This window comes from Candidatus Rokuibacteriota bacterium (genome assembly GCA_016209385.1).
GTDB lineage: Bacteria > Methylomirabilota > Methylomirabilia > Rokubacteriales > CSP1-6 > JACQWB01.
The window spans coordinates 1-20,986 of record JACQWB010000302.1 but is presented as its reverse complement, the minus strand read 5'-3'; the positions used below and the strand labels follow the sequence as shown (position 1 = coordinate 20,986).

General features: G+C 68.6%; 20 protein-coding genes. 7 read left to right on the top strand and 13 right to left on the bottom strand.

All coding sequences use genetic code 11. From position 1 onward, the window contains the following. Positions 1 to 153 precede the first annotated feature (153 nt). From HY726_22955 to HY726_22930, 6 genes are all read right to left on the bottom strand, one after another. Positions 154 to 846 carry a uracil-DNA glycosylase gene (locus HY726_22955; protein MBI4611860.1) on the bottom strand — a complete coding sequence of 231 codons (693 nt, stop codon included), beginning with the start codon at positions 844 to 846 and terminating at the stop codon, positions 154 to 156. Between the two features lie 3 nt (positions 847 to 849). Continuing rightward, positions 850 to 2,067, bottom strand: a complete 1,218-nt coding sequence (gene coaBC / locus HY726_22950) for a bifunctional phosphopantothenoylcysteine decarboxylase/phosphopantothenate--cysteine ligase CoaBC (protein MBI4611859.1) — start codon at positions 2,065 to 2,067, stop codon at positions 850 to 852. Positions 2,068 to 2,253: 186 nt separating this feature from the next. Continuing rightward, positions 2,254 to 2,469: a DNA-directed RNA polymerase subunit omega gene (gene rpoZ, locus HY726_22945; protein ID MBI4611858.1), complete on the bottom strand. Its 216-nt coding sequence runs from the start codon at positions 2,467 to 2,469 to the stop codon at positions 2,254 to 2,256. Between the two features lie 11 nt (positions 2,470 to 2,480). Next, positions 2,481 to 3,086: a guanylate kinase gene (gene gmk, locus HY726_22940; protein MBI4611857.1), complete on the bottom strand. Its 606-nt coding sequence runs from the start codon at positions 3,084 to 3,086 to the stop codon at positions 2,481 to 2,483. Then, complete coding sequence (locus HY726_22935) at positions 3,079 to 3,360, bottom strand: DUF370 domain-containing protein (GenBank protein MBI4611856.1); 282 nt, start codon at positions 3,358 to 3,360, stop codon at positions 3,079 to 3,081. Before HY726_22935 ends, gmk begins: the two co-directional genes overlap by 8 nt. Next, positions 3,357 to 4,223, bottom strand: coding sequence for a YicC family protein (locus HY726_22930; protein ID MBI4611855.1), 867 nt, complete (start codon positions 4,221 to 4,223; stop codon positions 3,357 to 3,359). The genes HY726_22935 and HY726_22930 overlap by 4 nt, the downstream gene beginning before the upstream one ends. A gap of 646 nt (positions 4,224 to 4,869) precedes the next feature. On the opposite strand from HY726_22930, the gene tkt reads away from it, so the two are divergent. The 5 genes from tkt to HY726_22905 all read left to right on the top strand — a co-directional run bounded on the left by tkt (position 4,870) and on the right by HY726_22905 (position 10,346). Further along, a complete protein-coding gene (gene tkt / locus HY726_22925) occupies positions 4,870 to 6,942 on the top strand; it encodes a transketolase (GenBank protein ID MBI4611854.1) in 2,073 nt (690 codons plus the stop codon). 185 nt (positions 6,943 to 7,127) lie between these two features. Beyond that, entirely contained in the window at positions 7,128 to 7,442 is a 315-nt protein-coding gene (locus HY726_22920; GenBank protein ID MBI4611853.1) for a hypothetical protein, read from the top strand. Positions 7,443 to 7,705: 263 nt separating this feature from the next. Beyond that, on the top strand, positions 7,706 to 9,229 hold the full coding sequence (locus tag HY726_22915; protein ID MBI4611852.1) for a YifB family Mg chelatase-like AAA ATPase: 1,524 nt from the start codon (positions 7,706 to 7,708) through the stop codon (positions 9,227 to 9,229). A gap of 120 nt (positions 9,230 to 9,349) precedes the next feature. Then, positions 9,350 to 9,910 (top strand): hydrolase, encoded by a 561-nt coding sequence (locus tag HY726_22910; protein ID MBI4611851.1) that lies wholly within the window; start codon positions 9,350 to 9,352, stop codon positions 9,908 to 9,910. Between the two features lie 7 nt (positions 9,911 to 9,917). Continuing rightward, a complete protein-coding gene (locus HY726_22905; GenBank protein MBI4611850.1) occupies positions 9,918 to 10,346 on the top strand; it encodes a hypothetical protein in 429 nt (142 codons plus the stop codon). A gap of 31 nt (positions 10,347 to 10,377) precedes the next feature. Here the strand turns inward: HY726_22905 and HY726_22900 are convergent, their stop codons facing one another. From HY726_22900 to HY726_22870, 7 genes are all read right to left on the bottom strand, one after another. Beyond that, positions 10,378 to 11,100: a transglycosylase SLT domain-containing protein gene (locus HY726_22900; GenBank protein ID MBI4611849.1), complete on the bottom strand. Its 723-nt coding sequence runs from the start codon at positions 11,098 to 11,100 to the stop codon at positions 10,378 to 10,380. 101 nt (positions 11,101 to 11,201) lie between these two features. After that, a complete protein-coding gene (gene lon / locus HY726_22895; GenBank protein MBI4611848.1) occupies positions 11,202 to 13,595 on the bottom strand; it encodes an endopeptidase La in 2,394 nt (797 codons plus the stop codon). Positions 13,596 to 13,606: 11 nt separating this feature from the next. After that, a complete protein-coding gene (locus HY726_22890; GenBank protein ID MBI4611847.1) occupies positions 13,607 to 14,047 on the bottom strand; it encodes a TraR/DksA family transcriptional regulator in 441 nt (146 codons plus the stop codon). 234 nt (positions 14,048 to 14,281) lie between these two features. Further along, a complete protein-coding gene (locus tag HY726_22885; GenBank protein MBI4611846.1) occupies positions 14,282 to 14,638 on the bottom strand; it encodes a MerR family transcriptional regulator in 357 nt (118 codons plus the stop codon). Positions 14,639 to 14,661: 23 nt separating this feature from the next. After that, on the bottom strand, positions 14,662 to 15,705 hold the full coding sequence (locus tag HY726_22880; protein MBI4611845.1) for a DnaJ domain-containing protein: 1,044 nt from the start codon (positions 15,703 to 15,705) through the stop codon (positions 14,662 to 14,664). A gap of 9 nt (positions 15,706 to 15,714) precedes the next feature. Beyond that, positions 15,715 to 17,619 carry a molecular chaperone DnaK gene (gene dnaK, locus HY726_22875; GenBank protein ID MBI4611844.1) on the bottom strand — a complete coding sequence of 635 codons (1,905 nt, stop codon included), beginning with the start codon at positions 17,617 to 17,619 and terminating at the stop codon, positions 15,715 to 15,717. Positions 17,620 to 17,726: 107 nt separating this feature from the next. Next, positions 17,727 to 18,041: an Hsp20/alpha crystallin family protein gene (locus tag HY726_22870; GenBank protein MBI4611843.1), complete on the bottom strand. Its 315-nt coding sequence runs from the start codon at positions 18,039 to 18,041 to the stop codon at positions 17,727 to 17,729. A 365-nt stretch (positions 18,042 to 18,406) separates the two neighbouring features. On the opposite strand from HY726_22870, the gene HY726_22865 reads away from it, so the two are divergent. After that, the gene (locus HY726_22865) at positions 18,407 to 20,083 is read left to right on the top strand and encodes a hypothetical protein (GenBank protein ID MBI4611842.1); all 1,677 of its coding nucleotides are present in this window, start codon (positions 18,407 to 18,409) and stop codon (positions 20,081 to 20,083) included. A 371-nt stretch (positions 20,084 to 20,454) separates the two neighbouring features. Beyond that, positions 20,455 to 20,986, top strand: a 532-nt coding sequence (gene tadA, locus HY726_22860; protein MBI4611841.1) for a Flp pilus assembly complex ATPase component TadA, incomplete at its 3' end; no start/stop codon positions are given.

Sequence of the window (20,986 nt, the reverse complement as noted above, 5' to 3'; positions counted from 1 at the left end):
GTGAAGGAGCGCGCGAGCGGGATGTCGAAGACGACGTCGGCGATCACGTTCCCTCGGAGGGGGGCTCCGCCCCCCTTACGAACCTCCCCCCGTGGGATTGCGCCGGCAAAGCCGGCGCTCGAAACGTCGTAGCCCAGTCGTGGGAGACGAATTTCATGCGCCCGGCTGAGGGGAACGGAGGCGGTCGTACTCGCGACGGGCCAGCTTCAGATCCTCCCAGGCCAACCGCCTGTACTCGGGCCCCGGGTTTCTCAGGAGAAAGGCGGGGTGGAACGTGGGGACGAGAACCGCCGAGCCATACGGGTGCAGGCGGCCCCTGAGCTTGCTGATCGGCTCCTTGGTCTTGAGGAGCGCCTGGGCCGCGAAGCTCCCGAGCGCCAGGATCACCTTGGGCTGGATCGCCGCGAGCTGTCCCCGGAGGAACGGCTCGCACGAGGCGATCTCATCGGGCTCGGGGTTCCTGTTTTGGGGTGGCCTGCATTTGACCAGATTCGTTATAAACACTTCGTCGCGGCTCCAGCCGACCGACTGGAGCATCCGGGTGAGGAGCTGGCCCGCCCGCCCCACGAAGGGCTTCCCCTGCGCGTCCTCCTCAGCTCCGGGGGCCTCGCCGATGCACATCAGGTCGGCGTTCGGATCTCCCGTGCCGAAGACGATCGTCGTGCGCCCCTGGCAGAGCTTGCAGCGGGTGCACCCGTCGATCCGCTTCTCGAGCTGCCTGAGCGCGTCGGCGGGGCCGGGCAGGAAGTCCCTGGAGAGCGGGAGATCCTTCACACCCATCTCCCGGTGGAAGCGGAGGGATTCAGCCAGAGCACGGAGCGCCTCGGCTAGCGCCTCAGCGCCCATGGCCTAGCGGCGCGCCTTCGCGGGCCTCGAGGCCCTGAGCGCGAGAATCCGGTCGAGGATCGCGTCAGCCACCTGGAGCTTCGGCATCCGCGGAAGCTCCTGGACGCCGCCCCAGCGGTCGAGGAGAAGGACCTCGTTGTCATCGGACTCGAAGCCGATTCCCGTGCGGCTCACGTCGTTGGCGACGAGGAGGTCGATCCCCTTGGCCTGGAGCTTCTCCTTGGCGTGGGCGAGGAGGTCGTGGGTCTCGGCCGCGAAGCCCACCAGGAAGGCGCCCGCGTTCCTCGCCGCGACCTCTCCGAGAATGTCCGGTGTCGGGACCAGCGGGATCGAGAGGCCTTCCTGCTTCGAGGGGACCTTGGTGGCATGGGGCCGCGCGAGCCGGTAGTCCGCGACGGCCGCAGCCTTGATCACCATGGTAGCGCCGTCGAGGTGCTGGAGCACGGCCTCGCGCATCTCCTCGGCGGTCTGGATGGGCACGAACACCGCTCCCGGGGGCGGCGTCAGCGCCGTGGGTCCAGACACGAGGATCACCTCGGCGCCCCGCCTCAGCGCGGCGAGGGCGATCGCGTACCCCATCTTCCCCGAGGAGCGATTCGAGAGGTAGCGGACGGGATCGATCGGCTCGCGGGTCGGGCCGGCGGTGATCAGGACCCGCTCGCCGGCCAGATCCTTCGCAGGCACAAGCAGGCGGTGAAGCGCCTCCAGGATGGTCTCCACCTCGGGGAATCGACCCTTGCCCGAGAGCCCGGAGGCCAGCTCTCCCGCCTCGGGCTCGATGACCGTGACGCCGCGGGACCGCAGCGTGGCGACGTTGGCCTGCACCGCGGCGTGATCCCACATCGCTGCGTCCATCGCCGGAACCATCAGGACAGGACCGCGGCAGGCGAGGAGGAGCGTGGTCAGGAAGTCGTCGGCGATCCCGTGAGCGGCCTTGCCGAGGAGGTTGGCGGAGGCCGGCGCCACCAGGAGCGCGTCGGCCCTCTCGGCCAACGCCACGTGCTCCACCGCCGCCTCGGTCTGCGGATCGAAGAGGTCCGTCAGCACCGGCCGGCCGGAGAGCGTCCGCCAGGTCAGCGGCCCGACGAACTTCTGAGCGGCCTCGGTAAGGACGACGGTGACCCCCGCTCCGAGGCGCGTGAGCTCGCGCAGGAGGTAGACCGCCTTGTAGGCGGCGATGGACCCGGTGACACCCAGGATCAGCTCTTTCCCGCTCAGCATGGCCCGACAACACCCAGTCTACTGCGGCGCCATGGCGAGAACCGAGCCGGGTACCCACCGAAGGTGGGTGCAGGACGCAGGGAGGAGGGGGTACCCACCGAAGGTGGGTCGGGAGGCGTACGCGGTTGTACGTCGAGGATGGGCGACGACCGAGGACGACGGGATGCGACGGTTATCGCCATGGTGTCAAAGCTTCAGCGCTTCGCCCTCATCTTTCAGCCGGTACCCCACCTTCCCGCCGGCGACTTCTTCCAGGGCGACGCTCGTGCACTTCTTGTGCCTGGACTCGACCTGGGGCGCGGCTCCGCGGTTGATCTGGCGGGCCCGCTTGGCCGAAAGCACGACCAGCAGGTAGCGGTTGGATACCTTCTCCAGCGCCTTCTCGAGGGAGGGAAACCCCATCCGCCTCCTCCTTACGTCAGGTCTGGGAGCGTGAGGGAGAGCCGGCCCGTGCGGCAACGCTCCGCGCGGATCACCGCAGCCAGCTGCTCCACCGTCTCCTTCAGATCCTGGTTGACGATCAGGTAATCGTACTCGCGCCAGGCCGCGATCTCCTCCCGGGCCCGCGCCAGGCGCCGGGCGATCTCCCCCGGCGCGTCCGACTTCCGCTCCCTGAGCCGCAGCTCGAGGTCCTTCATGGAGGGCGCGACCACGAACACGAGCACCGCCTCGGAATACCGGCCCCGCAACTGGCTTGCGCCCTGCGTGTCGATGTCGAGCAGGATGTCGCGCCCGGCTGCCATCGCCGCCTCGAGCGTGCGCGCGGAGGTGCCGTAGAGGTTTCCGTGGACCTCGGCCCACTCGGCGAACTCACCCCGGGCCATCATCTCCCGGAAGACATTCTCCGAGACGAAGTGGAAGTCGCTGCCGTCCACCTCGCCCGGCCGCGGCGCCCGCGTCGTGTACGAGACCGAGTACGCGAGATCGGGCACCACCGATCGCACTTCCCGACACAGCGTCGTCTTCCCCGCCCCGGAGGGGGCCGACACGACGATCAGCGCCCCGCGCCGCCTATTCACCCGCCAGGTTCCGGTCCGGAGAGGCGAGCCGCTGGGCCAGCGTCGCCGGCTCGAGGGAGGAGAGGACCAGGTGGTCGCTCTCCGTCACGATCACCGCGCGCGTCCGCCGTCCGTTGGTGGCGTCCACGAGCTTGAGACTCCCCTTCGCCCCCTCGATGAGGCGCTTCACCGGCAGCGAGTCCAGGGCCACGATGGCCACGATCCGGCTCGCCACCACCACGTTCCCGTGCCCGACGTTCACCAGCCGCGTTCCCGCCACGCCATCGGCCCTCATTCAATGTTCTGCACCTGTTCGCGGAGCTTCTCCAGGAGGCTCTTGGCCGCGATCGTCGACTGCGAGAGCTCGAGGACGTCCGCCTTCGAGGCGACCGTGTTGACCTCGCGGTTCATCTCCTGGATCAGGAATTCCAGCGTCCGGCCCACCGCCCCGCCATCCCGCACCAGGCCCGTGAAGTGGTCCAGGTGGGCCCGGAGGCGCGCGAGCTCCTCGGTGATGTCCGACCGCTCGGCCAGGAGCGCCACCTCCATCGCCAGGCGGCCTTCGTCCAGGGTCGCGTCGCCCAGGAGCCGCCTGATCCGCTCGCGAAGCCCCGCCGCCCGGCGCTCGAGCGCGGCCGGCACGCGCGCCGCCATCCGCTCCACCTCGCCGGCCAGCAGGTCGTGGAGCTCCGACACCGCCTTCGCCAGCGCTTCGCCCTCGGTCTCCCGCCGCGCGGTCAGCGTCGCGAGCGCACGCGTGAGGGCCTCGGCCAGGAGCGGCCACATCTCCTCGGGGACGGACTCCGGCTGGTCGAGCACGATCACGCCCGGGCGCTCGAGCAGCCACTCGACAGTCGGCGTCCCCGGAGCCCCGAGTTCCGCGGCGAGGGAGCGCGCCAGCTCCGCGTACTCCCGGGCGCGGACCGGATCGATCTTCGTCTGCGTCGCCGCGCCCGCGAGCGGGCGCACCTCGACGCTCACGTCGAGCCGTCCCCGCTGCACCTGTCCCTGAATGAGACGACGCGCCTCCAGCTCCAGGCTCGAAAGCGACCGCGGGAGCTTGAGCGCGAGGTCCAGGTGGCGGTGGTTCAGCGACCGCGCCTCGGCGGCTACGGCAAACCGTTCCCCCGTGACTTCTGCGGTTCCGTACCCTGTCATGCTCCTGATCATCGGGGGCTCCAAGCGGGGGGGATTGAGGCGGATCGGGGCACAGCCATCCACACATGCTAAAAAAATTGTGCTGAAATGTCAATAGCTTTGGGGGCGGTGGGCTTTGACAGCCGCGAGGGCTTGGGTGTAAAGTGCATGCCGTCCTGGGCAGCCCTCCGATTCGGGCGGCGGGATTGGTGATCCGGTCATCGTCTCCCTGGGAACCTTCAACGCGGCCGACATGATGGTGTCGCGACTCGTGCTCGCCGTCACGGGAATCGTCATGGCTGGCAACGTGTCGGAGTAAATGCCCTTCGAGCGCGCACCCGCGCCGCAGGCGCGGGTACCCGGCCCGCGCAATTCACTCGGGCCTCGCGCGGCGGCTGGCCTGCTTCGCGGCATCGAGCGCGGGCTTTGCCCGCGCAAGCTTGGGGGGAGGTATCGGAAGGGGGGCGAAGCCCCCCTCCGAGTAATGGACGAGCCCGCCACGCTCGAACCACCATTCCTGGGGGAGGCCTTGGCGTGGGTACCCGGGCCTCCTCCGATTGTCCTAGCGATCAAGCAGGTGGAGACGTGAACTGCCCGACGCGAGACCGCGGCCGGGAGGTGCCCCGGTGCAGCCGCGGGCGCGTGCAACAAAAGGAGGCCGTACGCCATGTCCCCCCCGAGCATTGACGGGCTCTGCATCAACACGATCCGCACGCTCTCGATGGACGCGGTCCAGAAAGCCAAGTCCGGCCACCCGGGAACGCCGATGGCACTGGCGCCGGTCGCCTACGTTCTGTGGGACCGCCACCTGAGGCACAACCCGAAGAATCCCGACTGGCCCGGCCGCGATCGCTTCGTCCTGTCCGTGGGCCACGCCTCGATGCTCCTCTACTCGCTCCTCCACCTGGCCGGCTACGACGTCTCGCTGGACGACATCAAGACCTTCAGGCAGTGGGACTCCAAGTGCGCCGGCCACCCCGAGCGCGGGCTCTGCCCGGGGGTTGAAACCACGACCGGGCCCCTCGGCCAGGGCGTCGCCAACAGCGTCGGGATGGCCATCGCCCGGCGGTGGCTCGCCGCCTGGTTCAACCGGCCCGGCCACACGATCGTGGACTACCGGGTCTTCGCCCTCTGTGGCGACGGGGATCTGATGGAGGGCGTCGCCAGCGAGGCGGCATCACTGGCCGGCCACCTCGGGCTCGCCAACCTGATCTGGATCTACGACAACAACCGGATCACGATCGAGGGGAATACCGCGCTCGCCTTCACCGAGGACGTCGCGACGCGGTTTCTGGCCTACCACTGGAACGTCCAGCGCGTCGGGGATGCCAACGACCTCGAGCAGCTCGACCGCAACCTCACGATGGCGCTCGCCGAAACCCAGCGCCCCTCGCTCGTCATCGTCGACAGCCACATCGCCTACGGCAGCCCCCACAAGCAGGACACCTCCGGCGCCCACGGCGAGCCGCTCGGCGAGGAGGAGGTGCGGCTCACCAAACAGCGCTACGGCTGGCCGCCGGACGCCCAGTTCCTGGTCCCGGATGAAGTGCGACGACACATGGGGGAGACCATCGAGCGCGGCAGGCGCTGGCAGCTCGAATGGGAGGCGCGCCTCGAAGCGTACCGGAAGGCCTATCCGGAGCTGGCTCTCGAGTGGGATTGCCTCCAGTCAGGCGAGCTGCCCCCCGGCTGGGACAGCGAGCTGCCGTCGTTCCCCGCGGACAAGGATGGGGCTGCGGGACGGGACGCCAGCAGCGAGACCCTGAACGCCATCGCCCGGCGCGTCCCCTGGCTCGTCGGCGGCTCCGCCGACCTGGCTCCCTCGACGAAGACGCGGATCAAAGATGGAGGGGATTTCGAGCGCGAGGACTACGCGGGCAGGAACCTGCACTTCGGTGTCCGCGAGCACGCGATGGGTGCGATCCTCAACGGGATGGCCCTGGCCCGGCTCAGGGTCTACGGATCGGGCTTCCTGATCTTCTCCGACTACTCGCGCCCGACGCTCAGGCTCGCCGCCATGATGGAGCTTCCCGTCACCCACATCTTCACCCACGACTCCATCGGGGTCGGCGAGGACGGCCCCACCCACCAGCCGATCGAGCACCTGGCGAGCCTCCGGGCGATCCCCCACCTGGTGGTGCTGAGGCCCGCCGACGCCAACGAGTGCGTCGAGGCCTGGCGGTTCATCATGGACCTCAAGCGCCGTCCCGAGCACCTCCGCCACTCCCCCGTCGCGCTGATCCTGAGCCGCCAGAAGCTCCCCACGCTGGACCGCACGCGCTATGCCCCCGCCTCAGGCCTCCACCGCGGCGCCTACGTCCTGGCCGACTCGCCGGGCACGCCGGAGGTGATCCTGACCGCCACGGGCTCCGAGCTCCAGTGGTGCGTGGAAGCGTACGAGATGCTCAGCGCCGAGAAGATCAGGGCTCGGCTCGTGAGCATGCCGTCCTGGGAGATCTTCGAGCAGCAGCCCCAGCGCTACCGCGAGGAGGTCCTCCCCCCCGAGGTGCGGGCGCGCGTGGCGGTGGAGGCGGCATCGTCCTTCGGCTGGCGGCGCTACGTCGGCATCGACGGCGCCGTCATCGCGCGCCGCGACTTCGGCGCGTCCGCACCGCTGAAGGAGCTCCTCAAGCGCTTCGGCTTTTCGGGCCAGGCCGTCGCGGCCGAAGCCCTCCGGCTCCTGAGCGGCGGCGAGGGGCTCAAGAGGCTGAGCTTCGAGGTCTGGTCGCCCCACACCTGACCGATGATGCTCGACGCCCCTGCGGAGGTGATGGCCCGCTGACGCACCCTGCGCCGCTCGTCGTCGAACTGCACAACGGTGAGGGCCCCGCGGGCCTGTTCGATCTCCTGTTCAGCTGGGGAACTTTGCCGGGCGAGACGCGCGTCCACGTGGCGTTCGAGAAGTTCCCTGACGCGGAGCCTGCAGTGACCGTCAGACCGGAAGCTCTGAAGCGGCACGACGTTGTGGTGCTGCGCCCCCGGCGGACCATGTTCCCGCGGGAGCGCCGCGGGCCGGGCGGTGACGTCAGACGGTTCGACCTCAGCCGGATCTACGTGCTGTCCGCAGCACGCGAGACACTGATCCCGGGGATCCGCATTCCGTTTGGTCGATCGCTGGCGGTCGCCATCCAGGTCCTCCTCCCCCCGGATGTGACCGAGGGCGTCCTCACGTTCGATGTGGTGCAGCGGCTGGGGAAGCGGATCGTGGGCGAGAGCGCCTGCATCGTGCAGCCGCGGTGAGGCGTCCGCGCCTGAGGCGGGCCGCGCGGCCGCGAGGCAAATCTGTGCGCCCACGACTGCGACCCGCAAGGAGTGGCTGGATGTACCGGCAGGCCGATCGGGTGATCTACCCGTCCTGGTTCTCCCAGCGGAAGCAAAAAGCCTAGGCCTCGAATCCGCCCCCGAACCCTGTCAGCCGGCTTGCGCTCCGTCCTTCCCTGGCCCCCTCCTGTATCGCTTTTTGGACGTTGACGTGTCCGGACGCCCGCCCAAGAATCCGGGCCATGCTGGCGCGCGTTTCCTCGGCCTGTCTCAGCGGGATCGAGGCCGTGCTGGTGGCCGTGGAGGTGGACGTGACCGCCGGGCTCCCCGCTTTCACGATGGTCGGGCTGCCCGATTCCACGGTCCGCGAGAGCCGCGAGCGCGTCCGCAGCGCCGTCCGGAATGCCGGCTACACCTTCCCGATGGACCGCATCACGGTCAGCCTCGCGCCGGCCGACCTCAGAAAGGAGGGCGCCGCCTTCGACTTGCCGGTGGCGCTCGGGATCCTCGCGGCCACCGGCTGCGTCAAGCGTGACCCTCTCGCCGGTCTCGTCGTGCTCGGAGAGCTCGCCCTGGACGGCGAAGTCCGACCGGTGCGAGGGGTCCTCCCGGTCGCGCTGGCCTGCCGGCGGGAGGGTGTCGCCGGGCTCCTCCTCCCTCAGGGCAACAGCCGCGAGGCAGCGGTCGTGGATCGGTTGAGCGTCGTGCCGATCCGGACGCTCCGCGAGGCTGCCGAATGGCTCAACGGTGAGCGCGCGCTCGAGCCGATCGTGCTCGACCCGTCGACGCTGCTGAGTCAGCCCCTGGAGGACGACGCCGACTTCGCCGAGGTGCGCGGCCAGGCCCACGCCAAGCGTGCCCTGGAAGTGGCCGCAGCGGGTGGCCACAACGTCCTCATGATCGGCCCACCCGGCGCGGGCAAAACGATGCTGGCCCGACGCGTGCCGACGATTCTCCCGGCGCTCTTGCTCGACGAAGCCATCGAGGTCTCTGCGATCTGGAGCGTGGCGGGCCTCCTCCCGCCGGACCGGGCGCTCGTGACCGCGCGCCCGTTTCGCGCTCCCCACCACACGGTGTCCGAGGCCGGCCTGATCGGGGGCGGCAGCTTGCCTCACCCCGGCGAGGTCAGCCTCGCCCACCTCGGCGTCCTGTTCCTCGACGAGCTGCCCGAGTTCCCCCAGCATGTCCTCGAGGCCCTGCGCCAGCCCCTCGAAGACGGCCAGGTCGTCCTCTCGCGCGCCGCGCGCGCGGCCACCTTCCCCTGCCGCTTCCAGCTCGTCGGAGCCGCCAACCCCTGCCGCCGCGGCTGCCCGACCCTCGAGGCCTGCCTCTGCACGCCCTGGGATCGCGAGCGCTACCTGGCGCGCCTCTCGCGCCCGTTGCTGGACCGGATCGATCTCCACCTCGAGCTGCCGGCGGTCGTCCCCGCCGACCTGGCGCCGAGCGCGGCCGGAGAGCCGTCGGCCGTGATCCGCGCGCGCGTCGCGAACGCCCGGGCCCTCCAGGCCGAGCGCTTCGCCAGGCCCGGTGTCCGCGTCAACGCCCGGATGAGCGCCAGACAGGTCCGCCGCTTCTGCGCCATGCCCGCCGACGCCCAGCGCCTCCTGGCTCTCGCCATGGCGCGCCTCGGCTTCTCCGCCCGCGCCCATGACCGGCTCCTCAAGGTGGCCCGCACGATCGCTGATCTCGAGGGGCAGGACGCGATCGCTGCGGAGCACCTCGCGGAGGCCATCCAGTACCGCAGCCTGGAGCGCCGGCTCCCCTGATCGTCGCGCGCCTTCCCGCCCGCTTGCGCACCCTGGCGGACATGAGACAATAACCCTCAAGCCCGGCCGGGACGTTCGCGCGTGTGCCGGCCAGGCTCATCGGACTCCAAGGAGGCCGCGATGACATCTCCCGAGAGACTCGCCAGCGAGAGCAGCCTCCTCGTCGTCGTGGACGTTCAGGAACGGCTCTTCGCCGCCATGGATGCCGAGCACCGGGAGGAGATGGTCAAGAACATCAAAGTGCTGGCGACTGCGGCCCGCCGGCTCGGGATGCTGGTTCAGGTCTCCGAGCAGTACCCCAAAGGGCTCGGGCACACGCTCCCCGAGCTCAGGGAGTCGCTGGGCGCGGTGGAGCCGATCGCCAAGATCGCGTTTTCGTGCTGCGGCGCGGAGGGGTTCGTCACCTGGCTCAAGGCCACCGGCGCCCGGCAGGTGATCCTCACGGGGATTGAAGCCCACGTCTGTGTCCTGATGACCGCCCTCGACCTCCTCGCGGAAGGCTACGAGGTCCACGTCGTCGCCGACGCCACCTGCTCGCGCCGGCGCGAGAACCGGCAGATTGCCCTCGACCAGCTCCGCCAGGCCGGCGCCGTCGTGACCTCGACCGAGACCGTGCTCTTCCAGCTCCTCACGGCGGCCGATACGGACGACTTCCGCTTGCTCTCCAGGCTGATCAAGTAAGGGCGGAATGACCCGGTACTTCGAGACCCAGTCCACCGTGCTCCTCGTGGTCGGCTACGGGATCCTCCCCGAGGAGGAGGACCGTCCGATCGCCTACGAGCTGAAGCGGCTCATCAACACGCGCGGGCAGGGGGAGCGGGCGGCGGTCGTCGTGACCGACATGTGGGCCCTGAACCAGGAGATGGTCGAGTTCTTTCCCGCCATCGCCATCGGCGGACCCGGCGCGAACGCCTTCACGGCTCAGATCTACGACGAGCTGCCCGTGGCATTCACGCTCGACCAGCAGGTCTTCATCCAGATGAACCACGACCAGGGCAAGCGCGCCGCGCTCTGGGGCATGGACCACGAGGGCACCAGGCGGGCCGTGGACATCTTCGTGAAGAACGGTTTCCTCGACCGGTTCCTCGACCTGATCTGGAACCGCCGGGGCGAGTAGTGTAGTCGGGCGACGAGGCGCGGGCGGGGAACTATTGCGCCGGCGCGCCGGCGCCGAGGGGCGGGATGTTCGTGTAGGTGACGCTTCCCGCCGGGTCAGCGTAGCGGTAGACGAGCTGAGCAGACCCCCCGAGCTGCGAGACGACCTCGGGGGGCGGAGCGACCTCACCGTTGACGAGCGTCGACTCCTCACGATTCCGGTAGAGCTCGATGACCCGCCGGACGTAGAGCCAGGTCTCCGGATACGGGGGGATGCCGCGGTACCCCTCCACGACCCGGGGCCCGGCGTTGTAGGCGGCGAGGGCGAGGGGCAGGTTCCCGCCGTACCGGTCGAGCAAGTACCGTAGGTAGCGCACCCCACCCTCGATGTTCTGGAGCGGGTTGAAGGAGTTGCGGACCCCGAGGGCCACCGCGGTCTCAGGCATGAGCTGCATGAGCCCCCGGGCCCCCTTGCGGGAGACGGCCCAGGGATCGAAGGCCGACTCCACGCCGATCAGCGCCTCGACCAGCCCGGGCTCCACCCCGTAGCGCTCGGCTGCCTGGCGAATCGCTGCCCCGTAGGCGTTCTGACGGGAGGGGGCCGGGGCTTGGCGCGACATCTCCGGCTCCGATTCCCCCAGGCCGCGCTGCTGGTAGCGGGGATCGCTCGGCGCGTTCGTGAAGTGCACGACGCCGTCCTGATCGACGAAGCGAAACGACCCGGCGAGCACAGGTTGGGTGCTGGAGACCAGCCCCGCGGACAGCGTGAGGAGCAGGAGCCCAGAGCGTCTCAACGTTCCAACATTATAGTCGACTGTCCGCCTGGCCGTCAATTCGGCCCGCCCCGCTGGCCACACTGCCCGTCCACGGCCCTTCGTCAGTTGCGGGAGCCCACGAGGGTCTCGGAGGGCTGGCCTGCGCGCGCCGGCTCGCCGAGGGCCCGGTCGATGACCTCCTCGATCGAGTCCACCAGGTGGACGGTCAACTGCTCTCGGACCGCCCGCGGCACCTCCTCGACCAGGTGCTTCTCGTTCCGGCGCGGGAGGAATACCACGCTGATCCCCGCGCGCTTGGCGGCCAGGATCTTCTCCTTGATGCCGCCGACCGGGAGCACCCGGCCGGACAGGGTGATCTCCCCGGTCATGGCCACGTCGGGGCGCACCGGCCGGCCGGCCAGGAGCGAGACGAGCGCGGTGACCAGCGTGACGCCGGCGGACGGGCCGTCCTTGGGGATCGCCCCGGCCGGGACGTGGAAGTGGATGTCCGAGGACTCCCAGAAGTTCGGCGCGATCCCGAGCTCGGCCGCGTGCGCCCGGACCCACGAGAGGGCGGCCTGAGCCGACTCCTTCATGACGTCGCCGAGCTGGCCTGTCAGGGTGAGGGTCCTCCCCCCCTTCATCCGCGCCGCCTCGACGAAGAGAATGTCACCGCCTGCGGGAGTCCACGCGAGCCCCACGGCCACGCCCGGCACCCGGGTGCGCTCCTCGAGCTCCTCCGGGAGATACTTGGGCGCGCCCAGGAAGTCGCTCACCGACTCAGGCGTGATCGCGACGAGGCCGGTCTGACCCTCCGCCCGGCCCTTGGCCGCCTTCCGACAGAGGGTGGCGATCTCGCGCTCCAGGTTGCGCAGCCCGGCCTCACGCGTGTAGTGGCGGATCAGGAGCTGAAGCGCCTCCGCGGTGAACGCGATGTCGGTGCCCGGGGTCAGGCCGTGCTCGGCGGCCTGCTTCGCGATCAGGTGGCGCTGGGCGATGGCCACCTTCTCTTCTTCGGTGTAGCCGGGGAGCTCGATCGTCTCCATCCGGTCCCTGAGCGCCGGTGGGATCGGGTCGAGGATGTTGGCCGTGGTGATGAAGAGCACCTTCGAGAGGTCGAAGGTCAGGTCGACGTAATGGTCGCGGAACGCGGAGTTCTGTTCAGGATCCAGCACCTCAAGCAGCGCCGCCGCCGGATCCCCCCGGAAGTCCATGCCGAGCTTGTCGATCTCGTCCAGCAAGAACACGGGATTCCTGGACTCGGCCCGCCGCAGCCCCTGGATGATCTGGCCGGGGAGCGCTCCGATGTAGGTGCGCCGGTGACCCCGGATCTCGGCCTCGTCGCGCATCCCGCCCAGCGAGATCCGCACGAACCTCCGCCCGAGCGCGCGCGCGATGGACTTGCCGAGCGAGGTCTTCCCCACCCCGGGCGGCCCCACGAAGCAGAGGATCGGGTCCTTCCCGCCGGGCCGGATCTTCTTCACGGCCAGGTACTCTAGGATCCGGTCCTTGACTTTCTCGAGGCCCCAGTGGTCCTCGTCCAGGATCTGCCGACCCCGCGGGATCTCGACCTGGTCGGCGGTCTCCCTCTGCCACGGCAGCGCGATGAGCCAGTCCAGGTACGTGCGGGCGACCGTGTACTCGGCGGCTGCGGGCGGCATCTTGGCGAGGCGGTCCAGCTCGCGCAGGGCCTCCTTGAGCGACTCCTCGGTCATGCCGGCGGCCTCGATCTTCTGCCGGAGCTCCTCGATCTCCTGCGCCCGCTCGTCGGCCTCGCCCAGCTCCTTCCGGATCGCCTTCATCTGCTCCCGCAGGTAGTACTCCCGTTGGGACTTGGACATCTCCGACTGGATCTCCGACTGGATCTTCGAGCCGAGCTCGAGCACCTCGAGCTCCTTGGTCAGGTTCGTGACGAGCTTCTGGAGCCTCAGCTTGACGCCCCCGGTCTCGAGGAGCTCCTGCTTGGCGACCGTGGTGAGCGTGGGGACCGCCCCCGCGATCAGGTCGGCGAGCCGCCCGGGCTCGGAGAGGTTCGCGGCTACCGCCGCCAGCTCGTCGGGAAGGAGCGGCGAGAGCGAGACGATCTTCTGGAAAAGCGACACCGCGTTCCGGGTCAGCGCCTCGGCTTCCAGGTCGCCCGCGGCGGGCTCGGCCTCTTCCACCGGGACCACCCGCGCCCGCAGGAACGGCTGCGTCTCGAGGATCTCGGCCAGCCGGACCCGCCCGAGCCCCTGGACCACGAGGCGCAGGGTGCCGTCGGGCTGCTTCAGCACCTTGTGGATGACCGCCGCCGTGCCGACGGAAAAGACGTCGGCGGGCCCGGGCTCCTCGAGCGACGGATCCCGCTGAGTCACGACCCCGATCAGGCGGGAGCCCAGCACCGCCTGGTCCACGAGGCGAACCGATGCCCGTCGCCCTACGGCCAGCGGGAGCACCGCCTGGGGAAAGAGCACCGTATCGCGGAGCGGGAGGATCGACAGGATGTCGGGAAGCTCGACCTGGGATTCGCCAGCCATCAGGGAACCTCTCACTCGACAGTCTGGAGGTCGGCGGCCACGGGGGCTCCCCCCGTCCGGCGGACCCTCAGCTCCCACGCCTCCTGGCAGCGGGTGCACCGGATCGCGAACGGGAGCGCGCGGAGCCTGGCGGCAGGGATCGGCTCCTCGCACGTCTCACACCGGCCGTAGCTGCCGTCCTCGAGCTTCTTCAGGGCCAGCTCGATCTGGGCCAGGATATGGGCGCGGCGATCCACGACCTCATAGCCCATCTCCGCCTCCGGTGTCAGGACGGGCCGATCGGCGAGGTCGCCCAGCGACGTCTGTGCGAGCTGGACGGCTCCTTCCCGAAGACCGCCCCGGCCCTCACGGATCCTGGTCACCAACTCCTGCTGCGTCGCCAGCAGCATCCGCCGGAGCTCGGCCTCCGACAGGGGTCGGGCGGTCTTGTCCGCTTCGTGCCGCTTGCTCATGCTTCACTCCTTATTCCGGCCTCGCCTCGTGACGGGCCGGCCTACGGCATGGCCGACGCCCCTCGGCTCGAACTGCCTTAATTCGGCCTCGCCTCATCGCGGGCCTGCCCCGCGGGTTCGAGCGCGGGCTTGGCCCGCGCAATCCCGGGGGGAGGTATCGGAAGGGGCGGGTACCCGCGCCACACCCGCGCGACAGCGCGGGGGGTCGGCGTGGGTGGCCCCCCTCCGAGTGATTCAGAACAGGTCGAGGGGCTTGAGCTGCCCCGACGCGGCCCGGACGAGCGCCTCGCCCGTGTCGCGCGCCTTGTGATTGCCGCCGGCCGCCTCCTCGCGCACGTAGGTCAGCAGCTCCTCGATCTGCTTCTGCATCTCGATCATACGTCTCCGCATCTTTAAGATGATCTCCGCGCCCGCCAGATTCACCCCGAGGTCCCGCGTGAGGCGGACCAGCCGGGCGATCTCCTCCACGTCCTCCGGTGAGTACATCCGCGTCCGCCCGACGGTCCGCGACGGCCGGATGAGACCTTTCCGCTCGTAGAGGCGGAGGGTCTGCGGGTGGAGCTTCAGCATATCCGCGACGACCCCGATCATGTAGAGGGGCTTCCCTCTGTCCGTCACCGCCGCACCTCCGCTTGGAGCGCGCCCGGTACCGCGCCTGGGATGAGCGCGACGCGCGGATTGTCGGGAAGCAGGCGCTCGAGCTGACGGAAGATCTCCTCGGTCCGGGCATCCAGCCCCCTGGGAATCAGCACCTTCACCGTCACGTAGAGGTCTCCCCGCCGCTCACCGTCGAGCCTCGGGAGCCCTTTGCCCCTGAGCCTGAACACCTGCCCGCTCTGCGTGCCCGGTGGCAGCACCAGCACCGCCGAGCCTTCCAGAGTCGGCACCTGGATCCGCGCCCCCAGGACGGCCTCGGTGAGCGCGACCGGGATCTCGCAGTGGAGGTTGTCACCCTTTCGGACGAAGAACGCGTGCGGTGTGACCCGGGTGATCACCACCAGGTCTCCGCGCGGGCCGCCAAAGGGGCCCGAATGCCCCTCGGCCGGAATTCGGAGTTGCGCCCCCGTGTCGACGCCCGGCGGGATCGTCACGGGGACCGTGGCCGGAGCCAGGCTCACCCCGCGGCCGCTGCAGGTCGGGCAAGGGTCGGCCACCCGCTCCCCCAGACCGTCGCACGCAAGACACGGCTCGGGGTGTGGTCTCTCCCCCCACCAGACGCTCCCGGTTCCGCCGCAGTGGTCGCAGGTCACCGCCGGAGCACCACGACGGCTTCCCGACGCGCCGCAGGCAGGGCACCGCGAGAGCCGCGAAACCTCGAGCGCCAGCGACAGGCCTCGAGCGGCATCCGCGAAGGCCAGATCCAGGGCACAGTGGAGGTCGTCCCCCCTCACGCCGCCCGACCGGCGGGGCCGGCGGCCCCCTTCCCATTCATCACGCTCGAAGGCCTGGTGCCCGTAGCGGTCGTAGAGAGAGCGGGCGACCGCGTCGCTCAGGACCCGGTACGCGTCGGTGATCTCGGCATACAGGGCCCGGGCCGCCTGATCCCAGAGGTTGACGTCGGGGGAGTACTGGCGAGCCAGCCGCCGGTAGGCCTGGCGGATCTCCCGGCCCGTGGCAGTGGCCTCGACGCCGAGCACCGCGTAGTAATCGCGCCGCATGCCGCCCTCTTACTTCTTCTCGCCGAGGTCCTCGAACTCCGCGTCCACCACCTCGCCCTCGCGGCCTTTGCTCGCGTCCTGAGCTCCGGTGGTGGCCCCGGCCTGAGCCTTGGCCTGCGCCTCTCGATACATGATCTCCGCGAGCTTGTGGGACGCCGTCATCAGGTTCTCCTGGGCCCGCTTGATGCGGTCGATGTCCTCGCCCGTGAGGGCCTCGCGGGCCTCGCCCAGCGCCTCCTCGATGGCCTTCTTGTCGGCCTCGGGGATCTTGTCGCCGTGCTCCCTCAGCGTCCTCTCCGTGGTATACACCAGGGAATCCGCCTGATTTCTGACCTCGATCTCCTGCTTCCGCTTCGCGTCCTCGGCGGCGTGAGCCTGGGCCTCGTTCACCATCTTCCCGACTTCCTCCTTGGTGAGGCCGGACGAGGCGGTGATGGTGATCGCCTGCTGCTTCGCCGTGGCCATGTCTTTGGCCGAGACGTTCAGGATCCCGTTCGCGTCGATATCGAAGGTCACCTCGACCTGCGGGATCCCGCGGGGCGCGGGGGGAATGCCGACCAGGTGGAATTTCCCCAGCGTCCGGTTGTCGCGCGCCATGGGCCGCTCCCCCTGGAGGACGTGCACCTCCACGGAGGTCTGGCTGTCTGCCGCGGTCGTAAAGATCTCGCTCTTCTTGGTGGGGATCGTCGTGTTCCGCTGGATCAGCGTGGTCAGCACGCCCCCGAGCGTCTCGATCCCGAGCGAGAGGGGCGTCACGTCGAGGAGGAGCAGGTCCTTCACCTCGCCGGTGAGCACCGCCGCCTGGATGGCGGCCCCGACCGCGACCACCTCGTCGGGGTTAACCCCCTTGTGCGGCTCCTTGCCGAACAGCTCGCGCACGACCTCCTGGACCTTGGGCGTTCGGGTCTGCCCGCCCACCAGGATCACCTCGTCGATGTCCTTGGGGGTCACGCCGGCATCCTGCATGGCCTGCCGGCACGGCCCCATCGTGCGTTCGATCAGATCCGCGACCAGCGCCTCAAGCTTGGCCCGCGTGAGCGTAAGGACTAAGTGCTTGGGTCCGCTCGCGTCCGCGGTGATGAAGGGCAGGTTGATCTCGGTCTGGAGCGTCGTGGAGAGCTCGCACTTGGCTTTCTCCGCCGCCTCCTTCAGCCGCTGCAAGGCCATCCGGTCCTTGCGGAGATCGATGCCGTGCTCCCTCTTGAACTCGTCGGCGATCCAGTCGATGACCCGCTGGTCGAAGTCGTCGCCGCCGAGGTGAGTGTCGCCGTTGGTCGCCTTGACCTCGAAGACCCCTTCGCCGAGCTCGAGGATCGAGATGTCGAACGTGCCCCCGCCGAGGTCGTAGACCGCGATGGTCTCGTCCTTCTTCTTGTCCATCCCGTACGCCAGCGACGCGGCCGTGGGCTCGTTGATGATCCGGAGCACCTCGAGGCCGGCGATCGTGCCGGCGTCTTTGGTCGCCTGACGCTGGCTGTCGTTGAAGTAGGCGGGGACCGTGATCACGGCCTTGGTGATCTTCTCGCCCAAGTAGCCCTCCGCCGCCTCCTTGAGCTTGCGGAGGATCATGGCGGAGATCTCGGGTGGCGAGTACTCCTTCCCCCTGACCTCCACCCGGGCATCGGCGTTGGCCGCGCGCACCACCTTGTAGGGGACGAGCTTAATCTCCTGAAGCACCTCGTCGTACCTGCGCCCCATGAAGCGTTTGATGGAGAAAACCGTGTTCTCGGGGTTGGTGATAGCCTGCCGCTTCGCCACCTGGCCCACCGGGATCTCTCCGTCCTTGGTGAACCCCACCACCGACGGGGTGAGACGGCTCCCCTCCTGATTTGCGATGACGGTAGGATCGCCGGCCTCCACCACCGCGACCACCGAGTTGGTCGTCCCCAGGTCGATGCCGATCACCTTGGCCATTGTCGTGTGCTCCCTTCTGAGCGGTTACGGTCGAAACAGTTTGGGCCGGCGAGGCACCCAGACCAGGGTCACGAGCGCCCCGCCGACGCGAATGTTGTCCGCCCGGATCAGATCACGTCGATCTTGATCTCCTTGGGCTTGACGGCCTCGGCCTTCGGGAGATGGATCTCCAGCACGCCGTTCCGGTACGTCGCCTTGATCTTCCCCGCCTCGACCGGAACCGGCACGGGGATGCTCCGCTCGAACTTCCCGAAGAACCGCTCGAGCCGGTGGTAGTTCTCTTCCTTCGTCTCGCGCTCCTGGTGCCGCTCACCCTTGATGGTCAGGAGGTCGCCGGTCATCGTGACCTGGATCTCCTTCTCGTTGACGCTCGGCAACTCGGCCGAGACCACCAGCTCATCCTTCGTCTCGTAGACGTCCACCGCCGGGGCCAGACTCGATCCATCGGTCCGACCCGGACGGGGCGGCCGAAGAACGTGTCGAAAAGCCGGTTCATCTCGGACTGGATGTCGGCGAGATTACGGAAAGGGTCCCACCGCTCTACCGTTGAAGTTAATGCACTCCAGTGCTCCACTCCCATCGCGATCCCTCTCCTTCAAACTTGAGTCTACCATTTATATATCAAATGAGTCGAAGGCTGTCAAGTCCTAACGAAGAAAATTTTGTTCGTGAAAAAAAACTACGTAAATTCGGTAATCTATCAACGAAAGGAGCTACGCTTTTTCCAAGACTTCGCTTGGAAAAAGAGGCTCGCCTGACGGCGAGCAGCCCGGTTCCGAGGGCTTCGATGAAGTACTATCGGGGCATGAAACAGCATGACGAGTTCTCTGACTACTATGAGGAGCTGCTGGAGGGGCGGTACGACTGCGTCGATCGGATCGTGCTCAACGGGTATTTCTCGCTGGGGCAGCAGGGCGGCGGGTTTCGCCACTGGTGGCGCAAGCTGACCGGCTCGGACGCGACCCTCGACCAGGAGCACCTGTTGCAGATGGCCGGGCGATTCAGTCGCCGGGTGCATGCCTACGCCAAGCGGCGTGGGATTCCGCTCATCCACTGTGAGCCTGGGGTGCGCAAGCACGAGCTCGCCGAGCAGTATCGGCCGCAGGATTCGAACTTCACCGGGGTCTTCCTGATCCTGGTCGCGAAGGCTCCGGCCCTGGTGTGGGAAGTGAGCCAGAACTCGCGGGGCGTCCCTCATCTCAGCCGCAAGACGCCCTGGCCCTATGTCAACCACTACCACTTTCACATCATCGACAAAGACTGGGGCCATCTGACCTTCAAGCTCAGCGGGCATCCGCCCTTCGGCGTCCAGGTGATGCTCAACGGGCACGAATGGGTCGAGCGCCGAGCCCGCAAGAAGGGCCTCGCCGCAGTGAAGGAGGGCAACTGCTTTGTGGGGGGCTCGGACGTCCGGGCCTTGGATCGGCTCGCGGACGCCCTGTGTGACGCCCACAGCATCGGACGAGTGATCCGGGTCTGTGAGCGGTGGGTGTACTCGAGCTGCTTGTGCTTCGCCCTGACCCGGGAGGAGCAGCAGCGCTCGGGGTTCTACTACCAGTACTCCTGCTACCAGCTCGAATACAGCCGGAACCTGCTGTTTGTCCGCGGCACGGTGCTCGACGAGGTGTACCAAGGGCTCATCGATCGGACCCGTCGCGCTCTGGACGTGGCCGCCCTCAAGACCATCTTCGGCAAGAAGCACCGCCCGCATCAGCGCCGCCAGCCCGGGAGGGAAGCCCCTCGGATCGAGCGGGCGCTGGGCGAGTCGGCCTACGATCTGACGGTGTTCAAGCTCCATTTTGGCCGACTGACGCTGAAGATCTACGACAAAGGGGCCCGAGTGCTGCGGATCGAGGTCATCGTCCACAGCGTCAGGGCCCTGGGCTGCGGGAAGCGACTGGAGAAACTCTCGATCGTGCTGGCCCGGCTCCAGCGCATGGTGATCGACTTTCTCAACGTCGTGTACGCCGCGCACCTGAGCACCCTGGGGGCAGAGGCGCTCGACGCCTTGCCCCAGCCGACGCAGCGGGGCGCCCACCGGGTGGCCGGAGTGGACATCCAGAAGCCGCGCATGCGGGCAGTGATCGAGGCGGCGCTGGCTCTGGCACCCCGGCCGGGGGGATTGACGATCCGGGAATTGACCGACAAAACGCGAGCCCTCCTGGGCCCTGGGGGACCGCCCTACACGCCGCGCCAGGCGGCCTATGACCTGCGCAAGCTCCGGGGCAAGGCGTTGATCCTGCGGGTGGGGACCACTCGCCGGTACCAGGCTCCGGTGCCGGGCATCCAAACATTGGCCGCGCTTCTGATCCTGCGCGAGAAAGTCCTCAAGCCCGTCCTCGCGGGCGCGGGCAAACCCAAACCGGGCCGACCACCCAAACAGGTCCACCCGCTTGACGTGCACTACGACAACCTCCAGCGGGAATTGCGGCGGACCTTCGAAACCCTGGGCCTCGTCGCGTGAGCGGCTTCCGATAACATGTTGGTCTTAGCGGCTCAGTAAGCGGCCAGGAGCGTGTCGGAGTAATGCCCTTCGAGCGCGCACCCACGCCTTCGGCGCGGGTACCCGGCGTGGGGGAGGCCTCGGAGGGGGCCGTCGAGGCCCCCTCCGATTGTCCTAGCCAACCTCCCTCACGCGGTCTTGAACCGGCGCCCAACCCCGACGCTCCCCGTGCTGGCCAGGCGCCGGGTGCGGCGGGTCCGGACCGGAAGCGCCGACCAGTGGACGAAGCCGGCGAGCGCCGCCCAGGGTTGACATCACCTGGATGCCGTGATACGAGTGCTTGACGGCGCGCAGCCGAAGCGAACAGGCACGCTAACCCGAGGAGTTACGCTATGGCAAGGCTCGACGCGTTCTTCAAGCTGATGCTCGATCAGGGCGCCTCCGACCTTCACCTCGCATCCGGACAGGCCCCCATCCTCCGGATTCACGGCGACCTGCAGCGGGTTAAGTACGACGTCCTCGACAGCGACAACCTCAAGTCGATGCTCTACGAGATTGCCCCGGAGCATAAGATCAAGACCTTCGAAGAGACGGGGGACGTGGATTTCGGCTACGAGATCCCGGACGTCGCGCGCTTCCGGGCCAACTTCTTCAACCAGAAATACGGGTGCGCCGCGGTCTTCCGGAGGATTCCGACCAAGGTGCTGACCGCGGATGAGCTGGGGCTGCCCCCCATCCTCAAAAAGGCAGCCATGCTCAACAAGGGGCTCGTGCTCGTGACCGGGCCCACGGGCAGCGGGAAGTCCACGACACTCGCGGCGATGATCGATCACGCCAACAAGAACCGGCACGACCACATCATCACCGTGGAAGACCCCATCGAGTTCGTGCACCAGAGCCAGGGGTGCCTGGTCAACCACCGGG